The 21,921-nt window shown below is 69.6% G+C and carries 17 protein-coding genes; 7 read left to right on the plus strand and 10 right to left on the minus strand.

Annotated elements, in window-relative coordinates; all coding sequences use genetic code 11:
• The first annotated feature begins 100 nt into the window (after positions 1–100).
• Positions 101–1,603, plus strand: a complete 1,503-nt coding sequence (locus tag OG558_RS40180) for a hypothetical protein (RefSeq protein WP_405067708.1) — start codon at positions 101–103, stop codon at positions 1,601–1,603.
• A 290-nt stretch (positions 1,604–1,893) separates the two neighbouring features.
• Here OG558_RS40180 and OG558_RS40185 read toward each other — a convergent pair whose 3' ends face one another.
• Together OG558_RS40185 and OG558_RS40190 are read right to left on the minus strand one after the other, a co-directional pair.
• Positions 1,894–3,099 carry an acyl-CoA dehydrogenase family protein gene (locus tag OG558_RS40185; protein WP_405067709.1) on the minus strand — a complete coding sequence of 402 codons (1,206 nt, stop codon included), beginning with the start codon at positions 3,097–3,099 and terminating at the stop codon, positions 1,894–1,896.
• The gene (locus tag OG558_RS40190; RefSeq protein WP_405067710.1) at positions 3,099–4,406 is read right to left on the minus strand and encodes an acyl-CoA dehydrogenase family protein; all 1,308 of its coding nucleotides are present in this window, start codon (positions 4,404–4,406) and stop codon (positions 3,099–3,101) included. Before OG558_RS40190 ends, OG558_RS40185 begins: the two co-directional genes overlap by 1 nt.
• 120 nt (positions 4,407–4,526) lie before the next feature.
• Between OG558_RS40190 and OG558_RS40195 the strand changes: the two genes are divergently transcribed.
• From OG558_RS40195 to OG558_RS40210, 4 genes are all read left to right on the plus strand, one after another.
• Complete coding sequence (locus tag OG558_RS40195; RefSeq protein WP_405067711.1) at positions 4,527–5,522, plus strand: LacI family DNA-binding transcriptional regulator; 996 nt, start codon at positions 4,527–4,529, stop codon at positions 5,520–5,522.
• A 61-nt stretch (positions 5,523–5,583) separates the two neighbouring features.
• Positions 5,584–6,591 carry an alcohol dehydrogenase catalytic domain-containing protein gene (locus OG558_RS40200; protein WP_405067712.1) on the plus strand — a complete coding sequence of 336 codons (1,008 nt, stop codon included), beginning with the start codon at positions 5,584–5,586 and terminating at the stop codon, positions 6,589–6,591.
• Positions 6,588–7,568 carry a Gfo/Idh/MocA family protein gene (locus tag OG558_RS40205; RefSeq protein WP_405067713.1) on the plus strand — a complete coding sequence of 327 codons (981 nt, stop codon included), beginning with the start codon at positions 6,588–6,590 and terminating at the stop codon, positions 7,566–7,568. Before OG558_RS40200 ends, OG558_RS40205 begins: the two co-directional genes overlap by 4 nt.
• 65 nt (positions 7,569–7,633) lie before the next feature.
• Complete coding sequence (locus OG558_RS40210) at positions 7,634–8,710, plus strand: class I SAM-dependent methyltransferase (protein WP_405067714.1); 1,077 nt, start codon at positions 7,634–7,636, stop codon at positions 8,708–8,710.
• Here OG558_RS40210 and OG558_RS40215 read toward each other — a convergent pair.
• From OG558_RS40215 to OG558_RS40250, 8 genes are all read right to left on the minus strand, one after another.
• Positions 8,700–9,935, minus strand: coding sequence for an RNA polymerase sigma factor (locus OG558_RS40215; RefSeq protein ID WP_405067715.1), 1,236 nt, complete (start codon positions 9,933–9,935; stop codon positions 8,700–8,702). The two genes, OG558_RS40210 and OG558_RS40215, sit on opposite strands and share 11 nt — an antisense overlap.
• Before the next feature lie 28 nt (positions 9,936–9,963).
• On the minus strand, positions 9,964–10,371 hold the full coding sequence (locus tag OG558_RS40220; protein ID WP_405067716.1) for a TIGR03668 family PPOX class F420-dependent oxidoreductase: 408 nt from the start codon (positions 10,369–10,371) through the stop codon (positions 9,964–9,966).
• Positions 10,372–11,650: 1,279 nt separating this feature from the next.
• On the minus strand, positions 11,651–13,246 hold the full coding sequence (locus OG558_RS40225; RefSeq protein ID WP_405067717.1) for a phytoene desaturase family protein: 1,596 nt from the start codon (positions 13,244–13,246) through the stop codon (positions 11,651–11,653).
• A 2-nt stretch (positions 13,247–13,248) separates the two neighbouring features.
• Positions 13,249–14,073, minus strand: a complete 825-nt coding sequence (locus tag OG558_RS40230; RefSeq protein ID WP_405067718.1) for an HpcH/HpaI aldolase/citrate lyase family protein — start codon at positions 14,071–14,073, stop codon at positions 13,249–13,251.
• A 24-nt stretch (positions 14,074–14,097) separates the two neighbouring features.
• Positions 14,098–15,285 carry a CaiB/BaiF CoA transferase family protein gene (locus OG558_RS40235; protein WP_405067719.1) on the minus strand — a complete coding sequence of 396 codons (1,188 nt, stop codon included), beginning with the start codon at positions 15,283–15,285 and terminating at the stop codon, positions 14,098–14,100.
• Positions 15,282–17,270, minus strand: coding sequence for an SUMF1/EgtB/PvdO family nonheme iron enzyme (locus tag OG558_RS40240; RefSeq protein WP_405067720.1), 1,989 nt, complete (start codon positions 17,268–17,270; stop codon positions 15,282–15,284). Before OG558_RS40240 ends, OG558_RS40235 begins: the two co-directional genes overlap by 4 nt.
• Positions 17,267–18,166 carry a ribokinase gene (locus OG558_RS40245; protein ID WP_405067721.1) on the minus strand — a complete coding sequence of 300 codons (900 nt, stop codon included), beginning with the start codon at positions 18,164–18,166 and terminating at the stop codon, positions 17,267–17,269. The genes OG558_RS40240 and OG558_RS40245 overlap by 4 nt, the downstream gene beginning before the upstream one ends.
• Entirely contained in the window at positions 18,156–19,454 is a 1,299-nt protein-coding gene (locus OG558_RS40250; RefSeq protein ID WP_405067722.1) for an ADP-ribosylglycohydrolase family protein, read from the minus strand. The genes OG558_RS40245 and OG558_RS40250 overlap by 11 nt, the downstream gene beginning before the upstream one ends.
• Positions 19,455–19,534: 80 nt before the next feature.
• On the opposite strand from OG558_RS40250, the gene OG558_RS40255 reads away from it, so the two are divergent.
• Together OG558_RS40255 and OG558_RS40260 are read left to right on the plus strand one after the other, a co-directional pair.
• Positions 19,535–21,097 (plus strand): alkaline phosphatase D family protein, encoded by a 1,563-nt coding sequence (locus tag OG558_RS40255; protein ID WP_405067723.1) that lies wholly within the window; start codon positions 19,535–19,537, stop codon positions 21,095–21,097.
• Between the two features lie 12 nt (positions 21,098–21,109).
• On the plus strand, positions 21,110–21,919 hold the full coding sequence (locus tag OG558_RS40260) for a discoidin domain-containing protein (RefSeq protein WP_405067724.1): 810 nt from the start codon (positions 21,110–21,112) through the stop codon (positions 21,917–21,919).
• The last annotated feature ends 2 nt before the right edge of the window (positions 21,920–21,921 follow it).

Here is a 21,921-nt window from a genome sequence, read left to right on the forward strand (position 1 = left end):
GCGCCGTTGGGGCGGTGGCCGGAGTGCGGCTGTCATGCCGGATCCTGGGGTGCGTGAGGTGGTGCGGGGTTTGATCGGCGTGTGACGTCCGGGGGACGAAATGTCTGTGGAAGCCCATGTGGTGAAGGAGGCCTGGCTCGATCGTGCGCTCAAGAGCGCGGGGATCGATCGGGCGACGTGGCGGCCGGCCCGTGGCTTCGCCGCGAACCGGCGGACGGTCGAGGCTGTCTACGACTACTACGGCAAACTGTTCGTCGAGCACTCGCACCTCGAGTGGGCCGGGATGGCGAGCCTGATCGGCCCGTCGTTCTACGCCGGATTCAAGGATCTCGGATTTCTACCGGACACCGCCCGCAAGATGGCCGTGGCTGTGTTCGGGCGGCCGATCAGACGCCTCACCGAGCACAGCGTGGCCGATCTGGGTTTCTATGCCACGACGTTCCTCCGGATGCAGCGAAAGATCTTCGAGGACCAGGCGACGATGCACGAGGCATACGTCGCCGGCGGTCTGCCCAAGATCCAGGAGCTCTACCAGCTGCGAATCATCGATGTGGCCACTCTCGAGGCCTGGCGGGACATCGACCGCGGTCAGGCGACGAACGATGCGACGCTGATCGATCGCGGTAACCGCACCCTGCTGTTCCGCGAGCAGTTCGACATCATCGACCGTTTCTACCTCCAGATGCTGCGGCACGATCGGCCGGAGGGCGCGCTGTTCACGTATCTGCTGACGCTCGTCGGGGCACCATCGATACCCGGTGTCCACTCCTTCCCCGAGCGGTTCCCGCTCGCGCTGGTCGCGCGCCTGCCGCGAGGCGTGATAAGCGTGCGGACACCGCTGGCCAACGGGAACATCGCCGTGTTCGCCAACCGCTGGAAGCTGATCGAGGACGACACGCTGCCGAAGTACCTCGCGTTCGTCCGGGACCGCGCGGATGAGGCACGCAAGCTGGCCGGCACCCCGGTGTCCGAGCGCGCGGTCGGCCAGCGGCTCCTCGAACGCGCCGGCCCCCTGATCGCCGGCGCTTTCACACGGTGGGACGTCGACGTCAGCGCCGGACGAACTGGAGGCGTCTCCGCGATCCCGCCGGCGAAGCCACTGACTCAGGCCTTGACCGAGGATCGGACGATCGATCTCAGGAGCCCACCTAGCCGCGACTCGGCCGGGTTCGACGCGGACGCGGACAGCCGGGTCTGGATGAATCCCAACCGCCGGCCATTCGATCTCAGCGTGCTGCTGCCAGGCGGGCGGGTGTACCGCACGCAGGCGGCGGAGACGGTGATGCTGAGTTCGACACCGGTGAGCGATCCCGACCGGCTGATGGTGCAGCCACCGGCGGCCGGTCTCGACCCCGATGCCACCCAGCGGCTCATCGCCGAGTACGCAGCCGAGTGGGGCTTCCCCGCCACCGCTGCAACCGATTGGCGTGCTGGGGTGGACCGCCGCGTCACGACCGACCGCAGCTACAGCACCCATGTGTTCACTCCCGACGATGTCGGCTTCGTCCACCTCGAATTCCAGGTCTCCCACCACGTGGCCGAGGGCACGTTCGTGGTGTCGACCTTGTTTTCCTGGCCCGGCACAGTCCACGCCACCGAGTAGGCGACACATGCAGGTATACGACCAGGTCGCTTCTGTTCAGGTTGCCCATTTGGTCGCGCCCAAGACCGTCTCGGCCGTGCGCTTTAGGCGTCGTCGCAATGGGAACGAGGCGCACACTGGCCCACAGACCTGGCTTTTGCTCGACCTGCTGGGACGCGGGCGACGGCTTCGCGGCTGACGGAGCAGTCACGGAGCAGGGACGATCATGGGCCGGATTTCGAGGACCCCAGCACAGGTCCCCACCTGCTTTGAGGAGCAGCGGAGGTGGCGGGATTCTCTTATGGGCAGGCCTATTTCAGCTCGGCGGAGGTCTTGCCGAGGAGCCGGCGGGCCACGATCAACTGCTGGATCTGCTGGGTTCCCTCGAAGATGTCGAGGATTTTTGAGTCTCTTGACCACTTTTCGAGGAGTTGGTGTTCGGAGTAGCCGAGGGTGCCGGTCAGTTCTATGCAGCGGAGGGTGATGTCGTTGGCGGTGCGGCCGGCCTTTGCTTTGGCCATGGAGGCTTGGAGGGAGTTCGGTTGACCGTTGTCGGCCATCCAGGCGGCTTGCAGGGTCAGCAGGTAGGCGGCTTCCCAGTCGGCCTCCATCGAGAGGTACGACGCGGCCGCGGCCGGCTGGAGGTAGACGGGGTGGTCGTAGTCGACCTCGACGCCCGCCTCCGCCAGCAACGAGCGCGTGAGTTCGAGCGAGGCACGGGCGCAGCCGACGGCCATCGCGGCGACCAGTGGGCGGGTGTTGTCGAACGTCTGCATGACACCCGCGAACCCTTTGTCTGTGTCGATGTCAGGCGATCCCAGCAAGTTCGATCGGGGCACCCGGCAGTTCTCGAGACGGATCGTCGCCGTGTCCGACGCGCGGATCCCGAGCTTGTGGTCGAGCCGCTCCACCGACAGTCCGGGGGTGTCCTTCATGACCACGAACGACTTGATCGCAGCGCGACCCAACGAGCGATCCAGAGTCGCCCACACCACCACGGCATCACACCGCCCACCAGCGGTCACAAAGATCTTCTCGCCATCCAGCACGTACGAGTCCCCGTCCAGCCGAGCGGTCGTCTGGATGTTCGCCGAATCCGACCCACACCCCGACTCGGTGATCGCCATCGCCGCCCACACACCGTCGAACCGACGCAACTGCTCCTCGGACGCGACGGACGCGATCGCCGAGTTCCCGAGTCCTTGCCGCGGCATCGACAGCAGCAGCCCGACATCGCCCCAGCACATCTCCATGATCGACAGCACCGACGACAGGTTCGATCCATTGACAACGCCTTCAGCCGAAGCGGTACGGCGTACTCCGGAAGCACCCGCACCGGAACCGGTGCCCGAGGCACCTAATCCGTCGACCATCGCCGCCAGCATGTCCAGCTCGACCGGATACTCGTGCTCGGCCAGGTCGTACTTGCGCGAGTTCGGCCGCAGCATCTCGGCCGCGACCTGGTGTGCCTGGTTGACGAGGGCACGGAACTTCCGGGGTGTCTCCAGGTTGATCATCAGACCAGCACCGCGCCTTCCATCACGCCGATGGCCCGCAAATCGCGGTACCACCGCTCCACCGGATGCTCCTTCACGAAGCCGTGCCCACCGAGCAGCTGTACGCCGTCCGTCCCGATCTGCATGCCCTTGTCCGTGCACAACCGCCGCGCCAGCGCGACCTCACGGGCGAACGAAAGCCCTTGCTCAGCACGCGATCCGGCCCGATACGTCACGAGCCGCATCCCCTCCAGCTCGATCCCGATGTTCGCCACCATGAAGGCCACCGACTGCCGGTGGCTGATCGGCTCACCAAAAGCGGTCCTCGAGTTCACGTACGGCGTGACGTAGTCGAGCACGGCCTTCGCCGTACCGAGGGACAACGCACACCACCCGAGCCGGGACAGCCGGACGCACTCGGCATAGTCCGCGAACGTCCCCAGTTGCACGGCCGGCACGTCGTCCAGGATCACCCGGCTCAGCGACGCCGCACGCAACCCCATCGACGGCTCGGCCTCGATCGTCACCCCGGGATGATCGGACTCCACCAGGAACAACGCCGGCCCGGACGACTCGACCTGCGCCGCGATCACGAACAACTCCGCCGAGGCGCCGCGCGGCACCAACGACTTCACGCCGTTCAACCGCCCGCCGGTCCAACGCGTCTGCAAGACAAAGGGATCGAAGACCGGCCGAGGCTCCAGCAAAGCCAGCGCCGCCGCCGGCACGGACGAACCCGTGAAGGCCGGCAGGTACGTCGCCTGCTGCGTCTCATCGCCCCACAACGAGATCGCCGTACTCACCGCCGCCGGCGCCAGGCACGCGACCGCTTGACCCATGTCGCCATGCGCCATCGCCTCGGCCACCAGTACGCCGGTCATCGCCGACCGCTCGGTCACGATGCCACCGAGCTCCTCCGGGACCTCGATCAGGCTCAACCCGAGGTCGGCGGACGACGACAGCACACTGTCGTCAGTCACACAGGCCGTGTCCGCAGTCGCGGCCGCAGGACGCAGTACCTCCGCGGCGAACTCGCGGACGACGTCGACCACCATCTGCTGGTCCTCGGTCGGCGTCAGGTCGAACTTCCCGGTCCCGCGCGCCGCCGGCAGCCGCGACGGCGCGGCGAGCTTCGACGCGGCGGCGAAACGCCGGGTCAGCGCGCCGGCCGTCCGGAAGCCGGTCTTGGTCGCCTCGAACACCACCCGCTCGGTCTGCTTCCGCAGCCCGAACCGGTCGATCGTCCGCGACTTCGCCAGCCGGTTCAACCACGCGACCCCGACTCCGATCGCGTCCCGGCGGCCGCGTGTCCGCTCCTGAAGGCTCATACCGCAACTGTAAACCGAAGTTACAACCTGAGTCACGTGAGCCGGCCCACAGCCGGGTGAGATAGCCTGACCGCTCACCGAGTGGCTCGATCGAGGCTGGAGCAGGCAGTGGCGGTCAGCATGTCCGACGTCGCCCGCCACGCGGGTGTCTCGCAGCGCACCGTCTCCAACGTGGTCAACAACTACGTGCACGTCTCCCCCGCCACCCGCGCCCGCGTGCAGGCAAGCCTCGACGCCCTCGGCTACCGGCCGAACACCGCCGCCCGGCGACTCCGTACCGGCCGCACCGGGACGGTGACCCTTGCTGTCCCGACCTTCCGCGAGCGGTACTTCGCCGACCTCGCCGAGGCCGTCATCGCGGCAGCCCAGCAGCGGGGTACGACGGTTCTGGTCGAAACCACCGGCGGACACCACGAGGCCGAGGTGGAACTGCTGCGTGGTGGCGGCGACGTCGTCACCGACGGCCTGATCATGAGCGCGGTGGCGCTGGGCCGCGCGGACGAGCACCGGCTGCGAGATCGCAAGTACCCCGTGGTTCTGGTCGGCGACCGCGAACCGGGCAGCGAGATCGACCACGTCGGCATCAAGAACCGCGAGGCAGCCCAGGCCGCGGTCTCCCATTTGATCGACTCCGGACGGCGACGAATCCTGCTGCTCGGCGCGAACCACGGACCCCGGCGGTCCTATCAGCTTCGCCGCCAGGGCTATCAGGCCGCACTGAAGAAGGCCGGAGCCGAGCTCGACCCTGACCTGCTGATCGACTGCGACTGGACAACGGCCGCAGCTGCGGACGCGATGAGCGCACTCCTGACCAGCGGAGCTCCCAGACCTGACGGCATTTTCGCGATGAACGACTCGGCCGCCCTCGGCGCCCTCCGGGCGCTCCTGCGTGCGGGTGTCGACGTACCAGGTGAGATGTCGGTCATCGGCTTCGACGACATCGTCGAGTCGAGTCTGTCCACGCCGTCGCTCAGCACGGTCGCGCCACTGCTCGACGACCTCGCCGGCATGGCGCTGGACCTGCTCGAGGAACAGTTCGGCGCGGACGAGCCGCGGGTCCCTCAGCACCGGATGGCCGGCTACGAGCTGCGCCTCCGCGAGAGTACCGCCGTCTGAAGCCGAAAAGGGGCACAACCTCTTGTTGCCAGCATTTGCTACGTAGTAAATTCCGGTGACCATGACACGTACAGCCCTCGCCCCTGTGTTCACCGGAGACGGCCGCATCGAGTTCGCGGACCGCTCCTACCCCGACCCAGGTCCCGGCCAGCTCCTGCTCGCCGTCCAGGCCAACGCCCTCTGCGGCACCGACCGCGACCAGTACTTCGGCGGCTCCGGCGTCGTACCCGGTCACGAAGCCGCCGGCACCGTGCTCGTCGCCGGCGAAGGCACCCGCGTCCCGGCCGGTACCCGCGGCGCCGTGTTCCTGATGGACTACTGCGGCGAGTGCCGCAGTTGCTTGCTCGGCGCAACCAATCAGTGTCTGGCCAAGCGAGCGGACATGGGCTTCACCCACGACGGCGGCTACGGCCCGTTCGAGCTCGTGCACGAGACGAACTTCTTCCCGATCAGCGACGACATCGAGATCGGCACCGCGACCATGCTGCTGGACGTGATGGGCACCAGCAGTCACGCCCTCGGCCGAGCGGCCCTGATCCGGCCGGACATCGAGAGCGTCTACATCGCCGGCGCCGGGCCGATCGGGCTCGGCCTCGCGGTGATGAGCAGGCTCCGGTACGGCGCCGACGTCCCGGTGTACATCTCCGACATCGCCCGCTGGCGCCTCGACTTCGCCGAGTCGTTCGGAGCCATCCCAGTACTCGCGGATGACGTCGGCGCGGCGGGGAGCCCTGACATCGCGTTCGACTCGTCAGGTAAGGGGGTCGCCCGCCGCGCCGCCCTGGACATCCTCGGCCGACGCGGCGCACTCATCTGCGTCGGCCACGGCGAGACGGTCACCATCGATGTGTCGAGAGACCTGATCGCACCCGAGCACGCGATCCTCGGCAGCGAGTACTTCCGGTACGACGAGATGGCCGGCAACCTCGCCCTCCTGCAGGCCAACCAGGAGCTGATCGGCCGAGTGATCAGTCACCGCTTCCCGGTCGCCGACATCGGCGAGGCGTTCCGGCTGTTCCTGTCCGGCGAGACCGGCAAGGTCGTCGTCACCCAGGACGCCGCCTCATGACCGAGCGACTCCGTGTCGCCGTGGTCGGCGCCGGCGGCTGGGGCGAACAGCATGCGCGCATCTTCTCCCGCCGCGAGGACACCGAGCTGTGCGCGGTCGCCGGACGCACGCCCGAGCGGACCCGAGCCCGAGCCGAGCGGTACGGCGCCACGCCGTACACCGATCTCGACCTCATGCTGCGCCACGAGCAACCAGACCTGATCACTGTCTGCCTGCCGAACGAGGACCACTATGACGTCACGCTGAAGCTGGTGCGCACCGGCGTACCGCTGCTGGTCGAGAAGCCGCTCGTCTTCGACCTCACCGAGGCCGACAGCCTGCTCGCCGAGGCCGGTGAGCGCTTCTTCGCCATCAACTTCAACCACCGGTACGCCGAACCCGTCCAGCGGGCCAAGGCGCTGATCGACGCGGGCGAGCTCGGTGAGGCGGTGTTCGCGACCTGGCGGTTCGGCGGCGAGGCCAACCACGGCAACTCGCCGCACGCCAACCTGATCGAGACCCAGTGCCACGGGTTCGACATGCTCGAGCATCTCGTCGGCCCCATCTCCACCGTCTCCGCACACATGACCGACAAGACGTACGGCGCGTTCAGCACCATCGCGCTGGCGCTGGACTTCGAGAACCGCGCGGTCGGCACGATGCTCGGCAGCTACGACTCGTCGTACGCCTATCCCGACACGCAACGCATAGAGATCAACGGGACCGAGGGTCGCCTGGTCATCCACGACACCGTCCGCGCCCTGACGTTCTCGCGCATCGGAGACGATGTCGAACGTCGCTGGCACTCCGGCTACTTCGACGACGAGGCCCGCTACTTCGCCGGCACGTTCGACCGCCACGTCGACGCGATCCTCGACGCCCTTCGCGCCGGCGGCGCGCCACCGATCCACGCCCGGGCCGGCCGCCGCGCACTCGGGCTCGCCCTGGCCGCGATCGAATCCCACGAGACCGGCAGGCGCATGGCAGTGAATCGGTGACTTCTTCGGCCGGCTGAGGATCCGCCACGATCTCCTCAGCAGCGCGATCGCCGTACCATCCAGCCATGAGTACGACGGATGACCGGACCAACGCACTCGTCGAGCGGCTCTTCCGGAACGCCGGTGCGGCGCTCGAGATCTACTCCATCTACCTCAGCGAACGCCTGGGCCTGTATCAGTCGCTCGCGGACCACGGCCCCTCCACGTCGGTCGAGCTGTCCGAACGAACCGGGACCGCCGAGCGCTACATCCGCGAATGGCTCGAGCACCACGCCGCCAGTGGACTGATCGACGTCGATGACACCGCTGCGGCACCCACCGAGCGGTGCTACCACCTGCCACCCGAGCACATCCCGGTGCTGGCCGATCCGGACGCCGTCGAGTATCACGCGTACAAGGGAGTGGAGCTCGCGCGCGCGGCCCGGATGCTGCCGGATCTCGTCGAGGCGTTCCGCACCGGCGGCGCACCCCCGCATCAGCCTTGGGAACCCGAAGGACGGGCAGAGTTCAACCGGCCGACCTACCTGAACCTGCTAGGCAAGGAATGGCTGCCGGCCATCCCCGAGATCGACCGGCGGCTGCGCGCCGAGCCACCGGCCCGGGTCGCCGACTTCGCCTGCGGCACCGGGTGGTCGTCGATCGCCATGGCCCAGGCGTATCCGCGGATCACCGTGCACGGGCTCGACCTCGACGAGGACGCGATCGCCGCGGCGAGCCGGCATGCCGAGGAGACCGGTCTGGCCGATCGGGTCAGGTTCTCGGTCGCGGACGCGGCCGACCCGGCGTACAGCGGCCCGTTCTACCTGGTCACGATTCTCGAGGCCCTGCATGACATGCCGCGGCCGGTCGCGGCGCTGCGCAGCGCGCGGGCGATGCTCGCGCCGGGCGGTTCGGTTCTGATCGCCGACGAACTGGTCGAGGACGAGTTCACCGCGCCTGCCTCGGAGCTCGAGCGGTACCACTACGGCTGGAGCTTGATGTCCTGCCTGCCGGACGCGATGGGCGACCCGGAATCGGCCGCGACCGGCGCACTTATGCGTCCGGAAACGCTGCGCCGCTACGCCGCCGAGGCAGGATTCCAGGAGACGCGGATACTGCCGTTCCACACCCCGCTGTTTCGCTTCTACCGGCTCATCCCGTGATCGCGTCGGCCTTCGCCTGCAGGTAGCGCTGCTCCGGGAGACTCGTCGTACGGCGGGCCGCGGCCAGGTAGTGCTCGTGGGCCTTCGCCAACTCCCCCGCGCGCTCGTAGAGATGCGCCCGGACGGCGTCCAGCCGGTGGGTCTCGGTGATGTTCTTGTCATCGTCGAGCGTGGCCAGCAGGTCCAGCCCGGCCTGTGGTCCCTCGACCTGGGCGAGTGCGATCGCGCGGTTGAGCGTCACCATCGGGTTCGGCGTGAGCTTCTCCAGCAGCAGGTACAACGACAGGATCTGCGGCCAGTCGGTCGCCTCGGCGCTCGGCGCCTCGGCATGGATCGCCGCGATCGCCGCCTGGAGCTGGTACGGGCCGACAGCACCTCGCGCCAGGGTGCTCAGGATCAGCGCGGCACCTTCCTCGATCTGCTCGCGGTCCCACAGCGTGCGGTCCTGGTCGTCGATCGGGACCAGGCCACCGTCCGCGGTGGTGCGCGCCCGCCGCCGGGAGTCCGTCAGCAGCATCAACGCCAGCAGACCCGCGACCTCGCCGTCGTCCGGCAGCGCCGAGCGCAGCATCCGGGCCAGCCGGATAGCCTCGGCGGTCAGCTCGACGCGCTGCAGTTCCTCGCCAGAACTCGCCGTGTATCCCTCGTTGAAAATCAGGTACAGGACCTGCAGCACAACTCGCAGCCGGTCGGCGCGCTCGTCCTCGGGCGGCATCACGAACCGGCTGCCGGCCCCCTTGATGCTCTTCTTGGCCCGGCTGATCCGCGGCGCCATCGTTGCCTCCGGCACCATGAACGCGCGGGCGATCTCGGCCGTGGTCAGACCGCCGACCGCGCGCAGTGTCAGCGCGACCTGGGACGCCGGCGTGACCGCCGGATGACAGCACAGGAAGAGCAGGGTCAGCGTGTCGTCGGCATCCGGTGGCGAGTCGACATCGGCGCCCGGGGCAACCAGCTCCTCCGGCCCGGCCATCGCCGCGACGGTGTCCTCCCGACGACGCCGCGCGCTCTCACTGCGGAACTGGTCGGTCAGCCGTCGGGTCGCGACCGTGATCAACCAGCCGCGCGGATTCGCCGGTACGCCGTCGGCGGGCCACTGCGTCGCGGCCGCCAGCAACGCCTCCTGTACGGCGTCCTCACACAGATCGAACTGCCCGTACCGCCGGGCCAGGAAGCCCAGCACCTGCGGCGCGAGCTCCCGCAGCAGCCCCTCGACCTGACTCATCCCACACCTCCCAGCTGCACCTTACGCGTCAGGCGTACGACCAGCCGGTCCAGCCGTCGACGTGGATCGTGATCACCGGCCCACGAGGCGGATCCCCCGCATACTGCGGATACTTCGCCGCCAGCAACTCGATCGCAGCGGGCTCGTCGGCCTGAACCCGGGCGATCCCGTCGAGTCGTACCCACCACAGATGCGTCCAGTCCTCGTCGTACTCGTCGACCAGGACGGCGACCCGCTCGTTCGCCGCGATGTTGCGCAACCGCTTCAGATCGGTCGTCGTCTTCGGCTTCTGATCGATCCCGACGAACACGAGGTCGCCATGCACCGCGTACGTCACCGGCACGACGTGCGGCCGCAGATCATCGCCGACCGTCGCCAACCGCCCCACCCGCGCAGCAGCCACCCGCGCCCTACAGCTCGCCTCATCCAGTCGCACCCTCCGACCCTAACCACCCCAGCCTCATCCCCGGCGCCGCCAGTGCCGGGGTTGCCCCCGAGCTGGTGGGTTGCGGCTTGAGCTGTCCGGACTCAACGGGTGGCCGGGCGCTCGCCCAGGCGGTCAGCGGCGCGCTTGCGCAACTGGTGGGTTGACGTCTCATGTGGTGGGTTGCCGTACCGGATTCCGGGGCGCCAACCCACCATCTCGGACGTCAACCCATGACATGGGTCGCCCTCGGCACCATGTCCGCGCCGATCCATAGCCCCGGGCGCGGACCGGGGCCGGGGCCGGTGGGCCAGGTGCCGTGGGTTGGTGCCGTGGGTTGGTGCCGTGGGTTGGTGCCGTGGGCCGGGGCCGGTGGGCCGGTGCCGTGGGTTGGTGCCGTGGGCCGGGGCCGGTGGGTTGGTGCCGTGGGTTGGTGCCGTGGGCCGGGGCCGGTGGGCCGGTGCCGTGGGTTGGTGCCGTGGGCCGGGGCCGGTGGGCCGGTGCCGTGGGTTGGTGCCGTGGGCCGGGGCCGGTGGGCCGGTGCCGTGGGTTGGTGCCGTGGGCCGGGGGCCGGTGGGCCGGTGCCGTGGGTTGGTGCCGTGGGTTTGGGGCCGTGGGTTGGGACGGGTCGTGGTGGGTTGGGACAAGGAATTGCCTGTCTCAGCCCACCACGACCTGTCCCAGCCCACCAGAGGTGGACCGATCCGCGGGGAACAAGCCCCCCGGGACCGCCCGGCCCAGCGTCTGCACACCGTCCACCCTGCCTCCTTGCCCACCCCGGGACGGCGGCGAACATTCCGACCTTGAGCCCGAGCTCGCGGGCCAGCGCGGGAACATCGCCCGCTATCCCGGCCAGCACACCCGGCCGACGATCACCCACACATCGAGCAGAAGAGCCGGATAACCCCGCAGGTTGCCTTCTCCCCTCGTATGAAGGCCCCACAACTTGAGGGGTTAGCCGGCTCGTCTGCTGGATGTGTGGGCGAAGTGAGTGAGGTCGGCCGGTGTGCAAGCTCGACAGGAGATGTCCGTCCAGGGGTGCTGGTCGAGCGAAGCATTCACGCCTGACCCCGGCCGGCCAGGCCGGGTCAGGGCGGACACCTCCTGTCGACCTTGCACACACCCCCAGCCCTCGTCCGCATCCCCGGCCACCACGAGCTGTCTCAAGTCATCGGACCCGCGGTCCGCACGCCGACCACGACACGGCGAGCCGGCCGAACGCCACCCACACATCGAGCACAAGAGCCGGCTATCCCCTCAAACTGTTCGCCGCCGGGACTTGTGTTCGCGGTCAGCGCTGGAGGTAGCGGAGGGTGGCGGTGGGGAGGGTGCGGGTTAGGGGGCCTATGAGCGAGGCGTCGCGGAGGGCGGTGCGGGCGGCGAGGTGGCCGCAGGCCCCGTGAACGCCGCCGCCGGGGTGGATCGCGGAGCTGCCGAGGTAGAGGCCGCTGACGAAGGTGCGCGGACTGCCGAGGCCGATGGTCGGGCGGAAGATGAGCTGCTGGTGGAGTTGCATGGTGCCACCACCGACGGCGCCGAGGCCGAGAGCGGCGTTGCCTGACTCCAGCTCCGAGGGGCGTTGCAGATCGCGGGAGATGATCAGGTCCGTGAAGCCGGGGGCGAACCGTTCGATGGCGCGCTCCATCCGGCCGGCCAGCTTGCCCGCGGACTCGTCGTCCGCGAGCCCGCGCGGCAGATGCGAGTACGCCCACACCGCCTCGGTGCCGGCGGGTGAGCGGGTCGGGTCGGACTTGGTGGTCTGGCCGATCAGCAGGAACGGCTGCGACGGCAGCCGACCGGTGTCGAGGTCGGCGGAGAGGTGGACGAGATCGTCCGCGGTCCCGCCCAGATGGACCACACCGGCCGATCGCGCCTCCGACGACTTCCACGGGATCGAGCCACTCAGCCGGAAGTTCAGCTTGACCGTCGGATAGTCCCACTCGAACCGCTCGTCCAGGTCGCGCCGCAGCCCAGCCGGGATCGTTGCATCCGGCAACAGCGAGCGGTAGAGCACCGACGCGGACGTGTCCGCGATGACGGCCCGGCTCACCGCGACGGTCTCCCCCGATGCCGTGCGTACGCCGGTCACCCGTCCGGAGGACACGTCGATCCCGGCGACCGGCGTACCGGAGACGAGCAGGGCTCCGGCGCGTTCGGCCCGGCGGACCAGGGCGGCCGACAAGGATGACGACCCGCCGGCCGCGACCGGGAAGCCGACGTCCTGGGCCAGCATCGCGAGCAGCCAGCCCATCGTGCCGCTGACGCTGCCCGACATCGGCGCGTCGGCGTGCATGGCGTTACCCGCGAGCACGGCCGCGCCGCGCGGACCGGCGAACAGTTCCTGGCCCATCCGGTGCATCGGCATCGCCATGAACCGCGCGAACCGCAGCAACTCCCCCGCGGACCCCAGCTTGCGCACGAGCTGGACCCCGGGCACGACCGGCGGCCACGAGGTGAGCAGTGACTTCAGTAGCGGTTCACGGATCGCGACGTACTGCTGAAACAGCCGCAACCATGCGTCACCGTCACCCGGGTGGTCGGCGCCGATCGACTTCGCGGTGCCCTCGGGATCCGGGTGGACCGCGACCGCCGTACCGTCCTCCGCGTCGAGCAGATGCACCAGCGGTAACGGCGCGTGCGCCCATTTCAGCCCGAACTTCTCCAGTTCCAGCGCCCGGATCACCGGTGAGGCCACGCCGAGCGGGTAGTTCGAACTGAAACGATCACTGATCCAGCCGTCGTCCTCGACCGATCGGACCGCGCCGCCGAAGGTCTCCGCGGCCTCCAGGACCAGGACGTCCCAGCCCGCGTCGGCGAGGGCGATCGCGCTCACCAGCCCGTTGGGCCCCGACCCGATCACCACGGCATCAACACTGCGCGGCAGCATGCCTACGACCTTAACTCGATCTCCCGCATCAGGGTGGTGACCTCGCGGGCGCGCCCGACCATCGCCGGATCGACCATCCGGCCGTCCGCCAGCACGATGACGCCACCGTCCGCGACCCCGGCCTTCTCCACCGCGGCGAGCAGAGCCTCTGCCTCGGCGATCTGTCCGGGAGTCGGCGTGAAGCACTCGACGATCGTCGCCAGCTGCCGCGGGTGGATCGCCGTACGGCCGACGAACCCGAGCGCACGACCTTCCAGACAGGACGCGCGCAGGCCTTCGTCGTCGTTCACCCGCGGGAACACCGACATCATCGGCGCGCCCAGACCTGCGGCCCGGGACGCCGACACCAGCCGCCCACGCGCCCACGCCAGTCCCGCCGGTCCGTCCACGCCCAGCGCACTGGACAGATCCGCCTCGCCGAGCGCGACCGCGACCACTCGCGGATCCGCGGTGGCGATCTCGAACGCCTTCTCCAGCCCGAGCGGCGACTCGATCAGCGCGGTGATCCTTGCCGACGGCACCTTTTCCAGGACGGCGCGTACGTCGGCCGCGCTCTCCACCTTCGGCAGCCGGATCCGCACCGACGGTACGGCGGCCACCGCGGCCAGATCGTCCTCGATCCACGGCGTCCCCGGCGCATTCACCCGAACTTCCACCGGCCCGTGGGCGTTCGCGGCGATCCACGCGACCGCCCAGCCGCGCGCGCCCGCCTTGTCGTCGACCGGTACGGCGTCCTCCAGGTCGAACACCACCACATCGGGGCCCGCGGCAACCGCCTTCGCGAACCGGTCCGGCCGGTTGGCCGGAACATACAGTGCCGTCAGCACCTAACGCCCCCTCAAGCGAACGGGTCAGACCACGCCCGCGGCCCGCAACGCTGCGAGCTGCTCCGGCGTGACACCGATCTCGGCGAGCACCTCGTCGGTGTTCGCGCCATGTGGCCGGCCGGCCCACCGAATCGACCCCGGCGATTCGGACAGCCGGAACAGCACGTTCTGCATCTGCACGGGACCGCCGAGCTCGTCGTCGTCCACGGCCACGATCGTGCCGAGAGCGGCGTACTGCGGATCGGTCATGATGCCGCGGATGTCGTGCACCGGTCCGGCCGCGGCCTCGGCCTTCTCGAACTCAGCCATCACCTCGTCCAGCGACCGCTCCGCGATCCACGACCCGACCGCCTCGTCCAGTTCGTCGGCGTGCTCAGCGCGCTCCCGCCCGGTCGCGAACCACGGCTGGGCGACCAGATCGGCCCTGCCGACCAACGTCACCACCCGCTCGGCGATGCTCTGCGAGCTCGTGGACACCGCGACCCACCGGCCGTCCGCGGTCTGGTAGACGTTGCGCGGCGCGTTGTTCGACGAGCGGTTCCCGAGCCGGGGCTGGACGTACCCGGTCTGCTGGTACGCCGTGATCCCGCCACCCAGCATCATCAGGATCGGCTCGATGATCGCCAGGTCGATCACCTGCCCGGCCCCGGACCGATCCCGCTCGCGCAGCGCGACCAGCACCGCGTACGCCGTCGCGAGCGCGGTGATCCCGTCCGCCAGCCCGAACGGCGGCAGCGTCGGCGGCCCGTCCGGCTCACCGGTGACCGCCGCGAACCCGCTCATCGCCTCCGCCAGCGACCCGAACCCGGGCCGTCCCGACCACGGCCCGACCTGACCGAACGCGGTCACCCGCGCGATCACCAGCCGCGGGTTCGCCTCGAGCAATACGTCAGGCCCGAGACCCCAGCGCTCCAAGGTCCCCGGCCGGAAGTTCTCGACGAGCACATCGTGCGAGCGAACCAGTTCGAGGAATACATCGCGACCGCGGGACAGGTCGAGGGTCGCGAGCCGCTTGTTCCGGCCGAGGGTCTTGAACCACAACCCGACGCCGTCCTTCGACGCGCCGTGCGTCCGCGCGGCATCCGGCCGGGACGGATGCTCGATCTTCGTGACGTCGGCCCCGAAGTCCCCCAGGAACGTCGCCGCCAGCGGTCCCGCGAACAGCGTCGCCGCCTCGAGCACCTTCACACCATCGAGCGGAGCAGGTCTCATCCCGCGCACCTGAAGCCGATGGTCTCCGAGCGATCGAGACCACCACCGGTCAGCACCAGCTTGAAGCTCACGGCCGGCTCCTGCGGCCCACCGTCGGCGTACCAATCGGAGCCCTCGGCAACATAGTGCGAACCGCCCTTGAGAATGCAGAACCGGCTGCGCCCGTCGCGATGCTCGCTCTCGGTCAGGTTCCACACCAGCGGCTCGGCGCGGGTGAAGTCTGCCTCGAGCGCGGCGACCTGCCACTCGTCCTCGGTCGGCAACCGCCCGCCCCGCCACGCCGCGTACGCCCGCGCGTCCGGCAGATCGACGTACGTCACCGGGTGCTCCTCGGTCCCCGCGACGGGCGCGCCATCCACCCAGTGCTTGAGGAACCGGTTGGCCACAGCTGGCCGATATCCGGTCGCGGCCAGGAACTCGGCGTACTGCGCGTTCGTCACCTCGGTGATCGCGACCGAGATCCCCGGCAGCGACACCTCACGCTTGACCGTCCGGATGTCGTGCAGCCGCGGCGGCAGCGGCTTCCACTCCTCCACGTACGGCGCCTGGTCGTACAACCCGGTCTCGCGCCGCCGGTGCCGGACGGTCAGCTCCCGCTCCCCCGCCGGTACGACGACGACCGGGCCGAGGGACGCGTCACCGGAGACCGCCGGGACCGCGACCCGCTCGGCCGGTGCCATCGGGAACGCCGAGTCCTTCACGTGCGGCCGCGGCATCGTGCCCAGCCGGCGCGCGGTCGCCCGGCAGGACGAGCCCGCGGTGGCGCCGACCCGGATGATCCCGGCGACGCCACGCCCCGGCACGACCAGGTGGACGCCGTCGTCGTCGGAGGTGATCGGCACCCCGGACGTCACGTCGTACCAGTCACCGACCTGGTCCTCCGAGCGCAGCACGATGCCTTCGAAGTCCTCCTCGTCGCGGTTGATCAGCGTCCAGAAGGTGATGTCGGCCAGGTCGAACCGCGAACCGTAGACGCCGTGCTCCCGGGCCTTGTCCGGAATCTCCGGGGTCAGCTGGATCCAGTCGCCGTTGATCAGCACCGGCGCGAACGCGCGCTGCGCGGCGACCATCCGGCGCAGGGTCGCGCGGTCGCGGGCGTTCCAGCCGACCCAGGCGGAGAACACCGACTCCCAGACCAGCATGCCGACGCCGTTGACCCAGGCGGACTGCAGCTCGTCGCTGTGGTCCCGGTTCCACCGGCGGGTGTGGTGCATCATGTGCCGGCGCTCGAACAGGTGCGCGCGCAGGACCCCCGGCGTGTGCGTGTCGGCGAACCACTGCGCCCAGGACAGCGCGTGATCCCCGATCCTTGCCATCGGCAACCGTGACTCGCCCTCGAGGGCGATCGCCGGATTCGCCGCACGAAGCGCGCGGGCGAAGGCCGGGTCGCCCTCCTTCAAGGTGTCCAGGAAGACCCCGTCGACGGCGTAGTCGGTCACCATCGCGGCGAACTCCTCGGCGTCCGACCGGGCCGCTCGCCGGGTGCCGACATCCCACGGGTTGTAGTCGAAGAACACCTTCAACCCGAGCCGGTGCAGGTCGTCGACCAACTCCCGCAGCCCCGGCACGTCCCGGTAGAAGTCGAACTGGTTGCGCGAGTCGATCCCGATCACCGGATACGCGTGCCACAGCACGACCGCGTCGTACCCACCGAAGTCGTCGACGCCGTGCTGGACGAACTTGTCCGGCGTGAACGTCCCGGTCTCCACGTCGTACAACTGGTCGTCCCAGAGCCAGACGAGCGCCACCGAGTACGCCGTCTGGGTCCACTCCCGACCGGGGACCTCGTAGTGCGAGCCGTCGTACGGCGTGCGCTCGTAGGCGCTGGCGAGCCACTCCGCGAGCTTGGCGCGCCACCGCGGCAGGTCGGCCGGGTCGTCCGGGGCGCCGAGGATCTTGGCGTCGTCGAGGAAGGACGGGTCGACCCGGAGGCCGAGATCCACTATGGCGGGTAGATCGATCGGCCGCGGTTCGAGCGGATTCACAGGTACACCTCCGCATAACGCGCGTCGATAGCTTCCCCGTGAGGCACCGAGGAGATCGCCCCCGCTGCCTGAACACTCAATGAAGCAGCAACGTTAGCGCGTCGGACCGCATTCGTCAGGTCGCTGGTCGTGATCGCGCCGGTAGCTGACACGGAAGCCAACGTCGCCGCGAGCACACCACAGAACGTGTCACCCGCGGCCGTGGTGTCGACCACGCCGACCGGTACGCCGGGCACCTCGATCTCGTCGTCACCGCGGGTCAGGATCACCGCGCCGGCCGCACCCAGGGTGACGACCGCCGCCGGCACCTTCTTCAGCAGCGCGGACCGGTCCGCGCCGGCGATCGCCTCGGCCTCGGTCTCGTTCACCACCAGCAGGTCGACGTCGGCCAGCAACTCGTCGGCCACCTCGGCGGCCGGGGCTGCGTTGAGGATGAAGTACGAGCTCGCCGCGGCCGCCGCCTGGACGGTCGGGAACGGGATCTCCAGCTGGGCGAGAACGATCTTCGCCGCACCGACGACCGCTGTCGCGGCCGCGGACAAGGACAGTTCGCCGTTCGCGCCGGGGGCGACGACGATCGAGTTCTCCCCGCTCTCGTCGACCGTGATGATCGCCGTACCGGTCGGGGTGGCCGTCGCCGAGACCAGGGAGAGGTCGACGCCGGAGCTGCCGAGGGCGTCCCGGAGCAGGGCACCGCCGTCGTCGTCGCCAAGAGCGGCGACCATCGCCGTGCGGGCACCGGCCCGCGCGGACGCGACCGCCTGGTTGGCGCCCTTGCCGCCCGGCCCCCGGGTCATGCCTCCCGCGAGCACCGTTTCGCCGGGGCGCGGGATCCGCTGGACCGGGAGCACCAGATCCACGTTCGCGCTGCCCACAACGACAACCTCAGGCTCCACCCCGGGCCACCTCCACAGTCCGTCGTGCCAGCTCGGTGAATGCGATCTGATCCATTCCCGGAAGGCTCGTGGCGATCCGGTTCGCAAGTGGTGTGGACCACTCTGCCGGAACTCCGCGCACCGCGCCAAACACCGCACCAACGGTCGCGCCGACCGAGTCGGTGTCCCACCCACCCATCACCGCGCGACCGGCCGCGGTGGCGAAGTCCGGGGCAGTCAGCGCGTAGGCAGTGAGCGCGGTGTTGTTGACCGCGTGCACCCAGTGCAGGTCGCCGTACTCCGCGTGCAGGGCGTCGAGCGCGTCGTCCAGCTTGACGTCCTCCAGGGCCAGCCCGAACCGGACGGCCCGTGCGATCGCCCCGTCGGTGTTCACCACATCGAGACCGGCGACCGCGACTTCGCGTGGCGAGTCCAGCACCAGCGCGGCGGCCGACATCGCGGCGACCCAGAGCGCGCCGTCGACACCGGCACCGGTGTGGCTCAGCCGGGCGTCGACCAGCGCGAGCCGGGCCGCGGCCGAGCGGTCACCGGGATGCGCCCAGCCGTAGGCGTCGGTCCGGATCTGCGCGCCGATCCACTCGCGGAACGGATTGCCGACCAGCGCGGCCCGCGCGGGTTCGACGCCGTCGAGAAGGTTGCGGTAGGCAACACGTTCGGCGGTGAACACGCGTCCGGCCGGAAGGTCGTTCAGCCACGCCTGCGCCACGTCCTCGGTGGTCAGCTCCGACCCGTGCCGCTCCAGCAACTGCAACGCCAGGATCGCGAAGTTGAGGTCGTCGTCCTCGGGCATCCCGTCGATGACCTCGCGCAGGCTGGTCGGCTCCGACCGCCGGTTCCACGGCCAGCGTCGCTGCACCTCCTCCGGTACGCCGATGGCGGTGATGTACTGCGTCAGCGGCCACTGGCCCGACGTCTCCAGGATCTCCCGGATACCCTCGCGCGGGATCTTCTCCACCACCTTGCCGAGCAGATTCCCGGCCGCGCGGCCGAGCCACGCGTTGACCGTCCGCTGCTCGAGGTCGACCGGCTGGCCGAGCGACGGCAGATCGGGGATCTCCGGCTCATGCCAGGCCGCCGTCCGTGCGTCCAGTTCGTCGAGCAGTTCCCTGGCCAGTGCCCGCAGCTCGGGTGCGGCCGGCTCGTCGGTGGCGCCCGACGCCGGGGCGTCCGTCGTGCCGCCGGCGGTCAGCCAGCGCGCCTGGACGTCGGTGACGTCGACACCTTCGGACCGGGATTGGACCAGTTGGTGCGGCAGCAAGTCCTCCGGCTGCACCCAGGTCAGTCTCATCGGGCTTCTTCCTTCCCCTGTTGCGCCAGGCGAAACACACACCTGGTTAGTCGTCTCACCACAGCCTGATACTGCCTGCCATGGCTACTCGCCGCAGCTTCCTCACCGCGACCGGCGCCGCCGCCGCGCTTGCGCTCACCGGCAACCTCCCTGATCTCGTTGCGACAGCAATACCGCATCGCACCGACAATCGGCCGTTGTTCACGCTCGGCGTCGCCTCGGGCGATCCGCTCCCAGACGCCGTGGTGATCTGGACCCGCCTCGCGCCGGGTCCGCTCGAACCGTTCGGCGGGATGGACGACCGCGCGGTGCAGGTCGAGTGGGAGGTCGCCGAGGACGAGCTGTTCCGCCGCGTCGTACGACGGGGCACCGCCCACGCCCGCCCGGAGTACGCCCACACCGTGCACGTCGACGTCCGCGGGCTCCGTCCGTGGCGGCACTACTTCTACCGCTTCCGCGCGGCCGGGCAGGTCAGTCCGGCCGGCCGCACGCGGACCGCGCCGGCACCGTCGGACCAGCCCGCGGTGACGATGGCGGTCGCGTCCTGCCAGGCCTTCTACGACGGCTTCTACACCGCGTATCAGGACGTCGTACGCCGGGACCACGACGTCGTGCTGTTCCTCGGCGACTACATCTACGAGGTCGGCGTCGGTCCGACCGCCGGCGTCCGCAACCAGACGGTCCCGGTCGACTTCGCCGGCGAGATCTTCACGCTGGACGAGTACCGGGCGCGCTATGCACTGCACAAGACCGACCCCGACCTGCAGGCCGCGCACGCCGCGTCGCCGTGGATCGTCACGCTCGACGACCACGAGGTCGAGGGCAACTGGGCCGATTACGTCTCCGAGGACGGGCTGCCGCACGACGACTTCCTGGTCCGCCGGGCCAACGGCTTCCGCGCGTACTGGGAACACATGCCGTTGCGCCTGGACCAGTCCGCCGACGGTCCGTCCATCCAGCTGTACCGTCAGCTCCGCTACGGCCGGACCGCCGACCTGAGCGTGCTGGACACGCGGCAGTTCCGCGACGACCAGACCAGTACGGGCGGCTGGCTGCCGCCGGACCAGGTGTCGACCGATCCTGCGCGGACCATCACCGGCGCCACCCAGGAACGCTGGCTGCTCGACACGCTCGGTGATTCCAGCGCCCGATGGAACGTCGTCGCCCAACAGGTCGCCATGGCCCAGCTCGACCGGAAGACCGGCCCGGAGCAGGAGCTGCCGATGGACACCTGGAACGGGTACACCGCGTCCCGCGACCGGGTGCTGTCCGGCGTGCGCGATCGCGGCGTGCGCAACTTCGTCGTACTGACCGGGGACCTGCACCGCAGTGTCGCGTCCGATCTGCGGGTGAACTTCGCCGATCCCTCGACCCCCGCGGTCGGGACCGAGTTCGTCACGACGTCGATCTCGTCCGGCAAGGACGGTGTCGACGCCGACGCCACCGGCCGGGCGCTGCTCACCGAGAACCCGCACGTGAAGTTCCAGAACGTCCAGCGCGGCTACCTCAGCTGCCGCCTCGACAGCACCCGGTGGACGTCCGAGTTCCGCATCGTCGACCGCGTCACCACACCCGGCGGTACGGCGTCCACCCGCGCCACCCTGGTCGTCGAGGACGGCCGTCCCGGTACCCATCTGGCCTGAACGGAACCGACTATGAATCGCGCCGCGCTGCTCGTCCTCCTGCTCCCCGTCGGAGCAGTTGCCATCAGCAACAACAACGCCATCGACATCAGCGCCACGCCCCAACTGGTCGAGGTCGTTCCACTCCCCTGCTTCCCGTCCGGGAAGCTCAGCCTCGGGATGACGAACACCGGCCGGAACCCGACCGTCGCCGACATGCGGCTGTCGGCCGACTCCGCGCTGACCCTGTCCCGGCACCAGTTCTCCAGCTACCTGCCCGTCGGTCAGCTCGTCACCGCTCCACTCGAGATCACCGTCCCGCGCGGAACCACGCCCGCGACGCACACCGTCGACCTGAGCGTCGGGCGCGATCACCTGAAGGTGCCGGTCGCGATCAAGCCCGTCCCGCAGCGGGACGACGTGCTGCTCGGAGAGCAGGCGGTCGCGTCCTCCACCAACGGCGACATGCGGTTGTGCGGTGGCGTCGACGGCAACTCCGACTCCGCGCAGTGGGGTGCCAGCGGCTGGCACGACGCCACCAAGGGCGTCTTCCCGGACACGTACGGCGTCGACTTCCTCCAGGCGACGACGATCGGCCGAGTCGTCCTCCAGACCCTCGACTCGGCCCGCTACCCGGCGGCCGTGATGGGGATCCGCGACTTCGACATCCAGGTCCGCACCGGCGCCACCTGGACCACCGTCGGCGAGGTCCGCGGCAACGTGCTTGGCAAGGTCACGATGACCTTCGAGCCCCGCGCGGTGGACGCGGTCCAACTCGTCAGCCGCGACTCCAACGACCATGGCTACTCGCGGATCGTGGAGCTCGAGGCGTACGGCAGCTGACA

The sequence above is a fragment of the Kribbella sp. NBC_01510 genome, from assembly GCF_045040325.1.
Lineage (GTDB): Bacteria > Actinomycetota > Actinomycetes > Propionibacteriales > Kribbellaceae > Kribbella.

Bases quoted from the DNA above. Each gene is read 5' to 3' on its own strand.
- OG558_RS40210 (WP_405067714.1), top strand. From the start codon at position 7,634: ATGAGTACGACGGATGACCGGACCAACGCACTCGTCGAGCGGCTCTTC.
- OG558_RS40180 (WP_405067708.1), top strand. From the start codon at position 101: ATGTCTGTGGAAGCCCATGTGGTGAAGGAGGCCTGGCTCGATCGTGCG.
- OG558_RS40255 (WP_405067723.1), top strand. From the start codon at position 19,535: ATGGCTACTCGCCGCAGCTTCCTCACCGCGACCGGCGCCGCCGCCGCG.
- OG558_RS40250 (WP_405067722.1), bottom strand. From the start codon at position 19,454: ATGAGACTGACCTGGGTGCAGCCGGAGGACTTGCTGCCGCACCAACTG.
- OG558_RS40260 (WP_405067724.1), top strand. From the start codon at position 21,110: ATGAATCGCGCCGCGCTGCTCGTCCTCCTGCTCCCCGTCGGAGCAGTT.
- OG558_RS40185 (WP_405067709.1), bottom strand. From the start codon at position 3,099: ATGATCAACCTGGAGACACCCCGGAAGTTCCGTGCCCTCGTCAACCAG.
- OG558_RS40195 (WP_405067711.1), top strand. From the start codon at position 4,527: ATGTCCGACGTCGCCCGCCACGCGGGTGTCTCGCAGCGCACCGTCTCC.
- OG558_RS40225 (WP_405067717.1), bottom strand. From the start codon at position 13,246: ATGCTGCCGCGCAGTGTTGATGCCGTGGTGATCGGGTCGGGGCCCAAC.
- OG558_RS40205 (WP_405067713.1), top strand. From the start codon at position 6,588: ATGACCGAGCGACTCCGTGTCGCCGTGGTCGGCGCCGGCGGCTGGGGC.
- OG558_RS40235 (WP_405067719.1), bottom strand. From the start codon at position 15,285: ATGAGACCTGCTCCGCTCGATGGTGTGAAGGTGCTCGAGGCGGCGACG.
- OG558_RS40190 (WP_405067710.1), bottom strand. From the start codon at position 4,406: ATGAGCCTTCAGGAGCGGACACGCGGCCGCCGGGACGCGATCGGAGTC.
- OG558_RS40200 (WP_405067712.1), top strand. From the start codon at position 5,584: ATGACACGTACAGCCCTCGCCCCTGTGTTCACCGGAGACGGCCGCATC.
- OG558_RS40215 (WP_405067715.1), bottom strand. From the start codon at position 9,935: ATGAGTCAGGTCGAGGGGCTGCTGCGGGAGCTCGCGCCGCAGGTGCTG.